The sequence below is a fragment of the Phormidium sp. CCY1219 genome, from assembly GCF_035615515.1.
GTDB lineage: Bacteria > Cyanobacteriota > Cyanobacteriia > Cyanobacteriales > Laspinemataceae > CCY1219.
In genome coordinates this window covers 1-7,960 of sequence record NZ_JAJENT010000453.1, presented here as the reverse complement: position 1 = coordinate 7,960, position 7,960 = coordinate 1, and the positions used below count along the sequence as shown (strand labels likewise).

6 protein-coding genes are annotated in these 7,960 nt (G+C 50.8%); 5 read left to right on the top strand and 1 reads right to left on the bottom strand.

Annotated elements, in window-relative coordinates:
* Positions 1-663: 663 nt before the first annotated feature.
* From LKK83_RS11020 to LKK83_RS11010, 3 genes are all read left to right on the top strand, one after another.
* Entirely contained in the window at positions 664-1,692 is a 1,029-nt protein-coding gene (locus LKK83_RS11020) for a sugar transferase (protein ID WP_324631155.1), read from the top strand.
* Between the two features lie 180 nt (positions 1,693-1,872).
* Positions 1,873-2,373, top strand: coding sequence for an ATP-binding protein (locus LKK83_RS11015; RefSeq protein ID WP_324631154.1), 501 nt, complete (start codon positions 1,873-1,875; stop codon positions 2,371-2,373).
* Between the two features lie 186 nt (positions 2,374-2,559).
* Complete coding sequence (locus LKK83_RS11010; protein WP_324631153.1) at positions 2,560-4,803, top strand: SpoIIE family protein phosphatase; 2,244 nt, start codon at positions 2,560-2,562, stop codon at positions 4,801-4,803.
* Between the two features lie 229 nt (positions 4,804-5,032).
* On the opposite strand, the gene LKK83_RS11005 is transcribed toward LKK83_RS11010, so the two are convergent.
* Entirely contained in the window at positions 5,033-5,362 is a 330-nt protein-coding gene (locus LKK83_RS11005; RefSeq protein ID WP_324631152.1) for an STAS domain-containing protein, read from the bottom strand.
* Between the two features lie 475 nt (positions 5,363-5,837).
* Between LKK83_RS11005 and LKK83_RS11000 the strand changes: the two genes are divergently transcribed.
* Entirely contained in the window at positions 5,838-6,512 is a 675-nt protein-coding gene (locus tag LKK83_RS11000) for a response regulator transcription factor (protein WP_324631151.1), read from the top strand.
* A gap of 205 nt (positions 6,513-6,717) precedes the next feature.
* Positions 6,718-7,539 carry a segregation/condensation protein A gene (locus tag LKK83_RS10995; RefSeq protein WP_324631150.1) on the top strand — a complete coding sequence of 274 codons (822 nt, stop codon included), beginning with the start codon at positions 6,718-6,720 and terminating at the stop codon, positions 7,537-7,539.
* Positions 7,540-7,960 lie beyond the last annotated feature (421 nt).

Genomic DNA, 7,960 nt, shown 5'->3' with positions numbered 1-7,960 from the left:
GGGGGAGAACTCCTCCCTACGCATAAATGACGAGGGTTTCCGTTCTCCCCCTTACCAACCCTAATTTCTGATGAAACCCTCCCGCTTCAGGGTGTATTTATTTAAAAAAATAAAAATTTAAGCAAAAATATTTGTGAGGAGAGCAAGTTATGCTATGATGATAAATTTGATTCTGCAAAAAGCAAGCGTCGGGGGATCTAGAGGAACGCAAGGAGGAACAAAAAGGGGAAACCGAGAAGGAAAGGAAAACAACAAGAGTCTCGAAAGGGGAAAGGAGGAAGAAAGGAAAAGTCGGAGAATCGAAAAAATCCAACCGATTGGGGATGAAAAAGAAGATAAAGGAGAGCAAGTTACCTTTCTGTGACAAACCGGGGGAAGGGGAGTGGTATATCGAAAGATGGATTTAGGGGCGATCGCCTACCCAAACCCTGAGATTTGTTGCTACTTTAAAAAAGAAGAACACACCAGGAAAGGAAAAATCGCCCGCCAAATGCGTCGGTGGCGATCGCCGTGCTGACAGAGTAGGGCAAGCTACCGGGAGCCATTCACTTCAGAGGAGGAACCTGATGCGAAAAGCAAGGGAAATTTCCCTTGCATGACAATAACCGCTCAAACTTTATTATTGAAAACCATAAGCTTTTTGGAAAAGGGGATAGCTTTTTTATGGTCAGCCAAAGCCCACAAACGGAATTTAGCGTTTCGTTTAAAAACGACAGCACAATCGTGCATTTACCGCCGCGCTTAAGCGTATTAGAAGCGGTGCCGTTCAAGCAAACCTGTCACGACTTGTGCGACAGCGAGCCAGCACCGGGAGAACTCATTTTAGATTTTAGCCAGACCACCTTTATCGACAGTAGCGGGGTGGGAGCCTTGGTGCGGGTGTTGAAAACCACAGAAGAAAAAGACATTCGGTTGGTGCTGCGAAACGTGCAAGCGCAAGTGATGTCGGTATTGTCACTGACGGCATTAGACGAGGCATTGAGCATCGAACAACTCAACAGCGCGACGCAGAGCGCCGCAGATGGCGAGACCTCAGAAACCGGGCAGAGTCAGCGGGAGAAAAATGCCTTTCTTCCTACCACCCATCCGTCAGTGAGATCGAAGATCAAGCGGCTGATGGACATTCTCGGGGCGCTAGTGGGACTCGGGATTACGGGAGCGATCTTGCTGCCGATGGCGATCGTCATCAAACTGGATACTCCCGGGCCGATTTTCTTCAGTCAGACCCGTTGCGGTTGGATGGGGCGCAGATTTCGCATCTGGAAATTTCGGTCCATGTGTAACAATGCAGAAGCGCTCAAATCCCAGGTGAAAAATCAAGTGGAAGGTCCGCTATTTAAAAACGAAAACGATACCCGGATTACGCGGGTGGGAAAATTTCTGCGACGCACCAGTTTAGACGAACTTCCACAGTTTTGGAACGTGTTAAAAGGGGAGATGAGCTTGGTGGGGACCCGACCCCCCACGCCGGATGAAGTGGAACGATATGAGGTGCCCGAGTGGCAGCGTTTGGACGTCAAACCCGGGATGACGGGAGAATGGCAAGTTCACGGGCGATCGCAAATTACCAATTTTGAGGACGTGATTCGTTTAGACTTAGACTACCAAAGCAAATGGAGTCTGCTCTATGACTTGAAGTTGATTTTAAAAACCATCGGGATCTTGTTTAATAAAAATAGTGGCGCTTACTAAACCATAGGCTTTCGGATCGCGGTGATGTGGAAGCGTCCGGTCCGTCTTGGCTGCACCATCACCGATCCTCTTGGGGGGAGACAACCAAAACCCCCCTCCCAACTGCTTTAAACTACAACCGTTTAGCTTGGCCGATAGCAAGCTGCCGCACGGGCGTCTACATCTTTCATCCTTTAGAAGATGGTATTACAAAATCTTGGTAGCTGGTGGAAAGGATTCGCCTCCCAGCTCGCAAAACGACCAGAAAAAGATGAGCAACCAATCAAGCGATCGCGCCTGGAAGTCCGCAGCGATCTCTATGCCTTAGCCGATGTGTTGCAGTGGTTAGAGGATGAAATTTACTCCTTGCTTCCCCGCGATCGGTGGTGGCAGTATCAAACCGCCTTAGCCGAAGGGTTCACCAATGCAGTGCGCCACGCTCATCACGACTTGCCCGAAAGCACCCCCATCGAGATCGAGGTAAATGTTTACGCCGATTATCTGGAAATTTTAATCTGGGATTATGGATCCCCGTTCGACCTCGAAGCCAAACTCAAGTCCCGCTATGAAAAGTCAGAGGTGAATGAAATGGATCGAGAAGGCGGTCGGGGATTGATTTTTATGCATCAACTGACCGATGAGCTGTGTTATAAGCGAACCGCCGAGAATCGAAATTGCCTGGTAATGCGAAAAAAAATTTAGATAAGCGTTCCGCTCGTTATTGCACTGTGAATTCTGCGCTCCTTCTCGATCGCCGAGGAAGGAGACAAGGGTAAAATTATCCGTACCTTAACCGCCGTTCGCGTTGCCACGATGATAGCACCATTTCCCCATGAAAAAGGTCTCAGAATGCAAGCTCTGTGCCGAGATGAAAGGCGCTCCTCCCAGATGGACGTCGCATTAGAACAACTCACTCGCCTCGCCGCGCAACTGTGTGAAACCCCGATTGCCGCGATCGCCTTGCTCGACGAACACCAAGGGGCGATCTCCTCCCAAATAGGCTGGCTCCCGGGGGAGGGCGATGGCGCTTGGTCGTTTTGCCTGCCGGTGATTCGAGAACGGCAAGCGATCGTGGTTCGAGATATCAGCCAAGACGAACGATTTACCAGCCATCCCTCACTCCCCGATGCAAAGCCAATTCAAGGGTTTGCAGGTGCCCCGGCGATCGCCGCCGATGGGTCGGTGGTGGGTATCTTATTCGTCATGGATTCCGTGGCGCGGAATCTGACCCCCGCCCAGATCGACGCCCTGCAAACCCTCGCCGGTCAGATCTTGCCCCTCCTGGAACTGCACCGCCTGCAAATGCCACAACCGCATCACCCTCCGTTGCCGGATTTTCTCGATCGCACCCACGATTTAGTGCAGACGGTGGATCTGTGCGACCACCGTCTGCTTTATGTCAACAAATCTTGGCTTCACCACCTGGGCTATTCCACCGCCGAACTCCCAAACCTGCGCCTGTGGGATATCCTCGCTCCCGAATCCACCGAAACCGCCACTCGGCTGCTCGAAACCCTCGCCTCGGGCGAATCTGTCCCCACCGAAGAACTGATTTTGCTCTCCAAAACCGGCGATCGCCTCTGGGTGGAGGGCTATTTCTCTTGCCAATGGGAGGGCGCTCAACCTCACTGCGCGATCGGCATTTTTCGCAATATTACCTCGGAAAAAGAAACCCAATTTCAATATCGGCAACTCTTTGAAAAGCTCTCTCTCGGACTGTTCCAGCTCGATTTGTCCGGACGCTACACCCAGGTTAACCCAGCGTTGGCCAATATTTACGGCTATGACTCCCCCGCCGAATTCGTTGCGAGGGTAAACCATATCTCGGGGGTTTATCTCAATGGCGATCGCTGGGGCCAGTGTCAGCGTCAGCTCCAAGAAAACGGCAATAGCGTCGCCGAAGTGGAAGTCAAACGCCAAGATGGTAGCCTGCTGTGGGTGCTAGAAACCATGCGACCCTTGGTGGACTCTCGCGGGCAAGTCATCGGGTATGAAGGGTCGGTGCAAGATTTGACCCGCAGCAAACAAGCCGAAGAAACCGTGCAAATGGCTCGCAATCAATTGCAAGCGGTTTTGGATGCCGTACCTGGCACCGTTTCTCTGATTAGTTCCGATTTTCACTATTTAGGCGTCAATCGCCATTTGTCCGCTACTTATAATTTACCTCCGGGCCATTTTGTCGGTCGCGAAGTGGGCTTCCGTCAGTCTAAATTCGGCCAGTTCGTGCGCGAATTTTTTGCTAACCAATCTGAGGAAGCTTCCATAGAAATTGACTCGGAGGTAAATGGGGCGTTTCGCAGCGATTTGGTGATTGCGAAAAAATGGTTGGAAGACCAGGCGGCGGTGTTTGTCGGGATCGATATTACCGAACGCAAGCGCGCTGAAGCGGCACTACAGGCGGAGTTGGCTGAGGCGGCAGAATACGTGCGATCGCTCCTCCCTTTGCCGATGAATGACGCGGTAACTATTGATTCGCGCTTTATTCCCTCTCAACAATTGGGCGGGGATTGTTTCGATTACTATTGGCTCGATAATGACCATTTGGCGATTTATTTGCTCGATGTTTCCGGGCATGGTTCCCGCGCGGCTTTGCTCTCGGTTTCGGTGTTGAATTTACTGCGATCGCGCTTTCTGCCCAACACCGATTTCTATCAACCTTGTCAAGTGCTGACTGCACTTAATCAAGCCATCCAAATGGAACGTCAGCGCAATATGTATTTCACCATTTGGTATGGGGTTTATAATCAATGCACTCGTCAGTTGGTTTATTCCTGCGCCGGACATCCACCCGCTATTTTAATCTCGGGTCATTCCCCCGGTACTCTTCACGTGGAACAACTCAGAAATGAAATTTGTTTGCCGATTGGCATGTTTCCTACGGTGGAATATTCCAATGCATCCTGCTCTATCGATTCCTGGAGTACCCTCTACATTTTTAGCGATGGCATTTACGAGATTAATACCCCCGATGGCAATATGTGGAGTCTGGAAAACTTTATCCAGCTTTTAACTGACTATCATCAAAACTATTCCCTCAGTTTGGAACAGGTTCTCCAAGCGGTTCGCCAACGCAGCGATCGCGATACGTTTAATGATGATGTCTCTCTGTTACAGGTGAAGTTTCAAACTTAACAACGCCAGGTAAAAAGAGCGATGGGATGGCGGTTTTCACCCTCGGGTAAACTCTGGAGGTCTTCTGGTTTGGGGATGCTTTGCACTCAGCAACTCTGTCCGAAGCGGATCGTCGATCCGCGTCACGGGATAAATGCAGCTTCTCTACAAGCGATCGCCATCGCTCTTCTCTATTCTGTCTCCCCCTGACTCTCCCTGTTCAAAACCGCTTTAGCGCGATCGGCGAGTCTTAATCCGTTTTGGACAACACCTCTTTTTCAAATTCCTCTCGGTCTTCAAAAATTCTCATTACTTTATCCAAACCGGCTAACTCCAGTAACATTTTGACTTGGTTGTTAATCGAACAGATATATAACTTGCCCCCAGAGGCTTGAACGGTTTTAATGGCAGCAACAATTGCCCCCAATCCCGAACTGTCCATAAAGCTAACATCTTGGAAATCGATTAAAATAATATCGGCTCCCTCTGCAAGACAGTCGCTAATCTCTTGCTCAAATTGACCAACCTTCGTCCGATCTAAAAGGCCAACGGGTTGAACAACTTTAACAACAGGACTCATGCTTTATACCCTTGTTTTGACTGGACAATTTTCCCGGACAGACGAGTGATTTGTTCGTCAAACGACTGACCCGGATACGATTTTATCGGCTTTTCGCTACGGGTGCTGCTTCCATCCCCCTCTTTAGGTGACGGTTCGCGGAACCCTACCCCCCACCAAGGGGTTGAACTCGATGGTTCGCAGGGCTTTCCCCCCTAAATTCGAGGAAGTTGTGAATTGGCAAACGATAACCCTCATTATCTTAACCCGAGGGGGCTAGATTGCTGTTTTTACATCTCGCTTCCTGTTTGCACAAGGGGCAAAAACACTCTCGGCATAGAAAATCACGCCCCCATCGGTTTGAGGAAGTGGGGCACTCTGGAAAAAAATAACCAATCACCAATTAACAATCGGGAAAGACTGGAAAACGAAACCGCATCCCGGGGCGATCGCGCCTAAAATCAAAAATCAAAAATCTTAATGCTAAAAAAAGCCCATGAATGCGAATATCCTAGTCATTGAAGATGAAGTGAAACTGGCTCAGTTTATCGAGCTAGAGCTGAAATACGAAGGCTACCAAGTCAGCGTTGCCTATGATGGGTTAGCGGGACTGAGCGCGGCGCGAGAATCGAATCCAGATTTAATCGTGCTCGATTGGATGCTCCCAGGGATTTCCGGATTAGAACTGTGTCGTCGATTGCGGGCCACCGGGAATATGGTGCCGGTGATTTTATTAACCGCCAAAGATGATGTCAGCGATCGCGTGGCGGGATTAGACGCCGGGGCCGACGATTATGTAGTCAAACCCTTTAGCGTGGAAGAACTGTTAGCGCGGGTGCGGGCGCACCTGCGACGGACCACCGAAATCGACCCCGACGAAAGACAATTTGCCGATTTGAGTTTGAACCGACGCACCCGGGAAGTGTTTCGCGGCGATCGCGCCGTGGAACTCACCGCCAAAGAATTCGACTTGCTCGAATACCTGATTTCCCACCCCCGACAAGTGCTAAAACGGGACCAAATCCTGGAAAATGTTTGGGGGTACGACTTTATGGGCGACTCCAATATTATCGAAGTCTATATTCGTTACCTGCGACTGAAACTCGAAGCCGAGAACGAAAAGCGCCTGATCCAAACCGTGCGGGGCGTCGGATACGTGCTGCGGGATTAAAGCGCGGTTTTGGCGATCCTGTGGGGCGATCGGTCCGCAGTTCAACCGCAACGCCGGTTCGAGACCCGGGAAAAAATTCCCCTGGTTTGGATCCAGTGGCAGGCAGGCTAGAGAATTGGATGAACTATCCTTGAGAATTAACAGCATTTGATGAGATTCTACTGCCAATCCCATTAAACCCAAAACTCCAACCCCAAAAATCCTTATGAGTGGTTCTTTAGCGCAAAATGCGATCGCACTTTTAATAGACCTAGCCAAACAGGGAGAAATCGACCCCTGGGACGTGCAAGTTATCGATGTCATCGATCGCTATCTCAGCCGACTGGTGCAAGTGCATGAAGCCGGACAGGTACAGCGAGAAGCCGCATTGTCCGAATCCGGACAAGCCTTTTTATATGCCTCGATGCTGGTTTTGCTGAAAGCTGACGCCCTGGCGCGATCGGAATCCTTAATGGATGAAGCAGAAACGGCGGAAGAGGAAACCGAGGAACTGGTGGATGAGGCGGACGAGATGAACGATCCGACCCTCCCCAAACAGCTCGAACTACAGTTGAAACGGCGCGCCGTGGCACCGACGCCGAAAAAACGGCGCGTCACCCTGCAAGAGTTGATCGAGCAACTGCAACTGATGTCGATGGCGATGGAAAACCAACCGCGCCGTCGCAGCAAACGGCACAAAGGGACGCGATCGCCCGCCAGCACCGTGCGCGCCCTCACCGAACTTGCCGAACAAGAAAATCTCTCCGAAATTGCCGCCCGACTCGAACAATTTTTACTCGCTTACGCCCAAGAAGTGGGCAGCGATCGCAATTGGCTCGAACTCGAATCCTTGCTCGAACGATGGAAATCTGGCACCCGGGAGTCCAAACCCGCCCCCAGCCATCTCAAACATCACGATCGCGTGGGAGTCTTCTCCGCCCTGCTGATGCTCTCGGCCCAGTCGAAAGTCGAATTAGTCCAAGAAAAATTCTATGGAGAGCTAAAAATTCGCGCCCTTACCGAGTCCATGACGGCGGAAGCCGGGTAAAGCGCCGGCGGGAATTAAGAATTAAGAATTAACAAAGTTTTTCGTTCTCAATTCTTAGTTTCCACCCATAGGGGGATGCAGGTGAGCAGGGGGCAGAAGAAAGCTCAATCCAGGCATCACTTGCTTTAAGGAGGGGGATAAGAGAAACTAGAAAAGCCCGCCGGGAGGTAAAAGTCTCGTCTCGCCGTGAGTGCCTTTGCAGCGGGAGGCAAGGGTTCAACGATCCCAACTCGTCGATCGCCGGGGTGAGCGAATCAGCCTGTCCCAGCTCGAAAGGGGTCATTGAGCAGACTTATTTGAGGTTAATTCGTTAAAATCGATCGGCCAAGATATCAGAGATAAATACTTGTCAGCACCCCGCTCTAAAGAGACGGGGCTTCTAGCCCCTGACTTTAGGTAGCTGACCAGCCTAAGCCCTACG

What these genes read in the sequence shown, in the direction of transcription:
- LKK83_RS11020 (WP_324631155.1), top strand. Translation starts at nt 664, where the DNA reads ATGGTCAGCCAAAGCCCACAAACGGAATTTAGCGTTTCGTTTAAAAAC.
- LKK83_RS11015 (WP_324631154.1), top strand. Translation starts at nt 1,873, where the DNA reads ATGGTATTACAAAATCTTGGTAGCTGGTGGAAAGGATTCGCCTCCCAG.
- LKK83_RS11010 (WP_324631153.1), top strand. Translation starts at nt 2,560, where the DNA reads ATGGACGTCGCATTAGAACAACTCACTCGCCTCGCCGCGCAACTGTGT.
- LKK83_RS11005 (WP_324631152.1), bottom strand. Translation starts at nt 5,362, where the DNA reads ATGAGTCCTGTTGTTAAAGTTGTTCAACCCGTTGGCCTTTTAGATCGG.
- LKK83_RS11000 (WP_324631151.1), top strand. Translation starts at nt 5,838, where the DNA reads ATGAATGCGAATATCCTAGTCATTGAAGATGAAGTGAAACTGGCTCAG.
- LKK83_RS10995 (WP_324631150.1), top strand. Translation starts at nt 6,718, where the DNA reads ATGAGTGGTTCTTTAGCGCAAAATGCGATCGCACTTTTAATAGACCTA.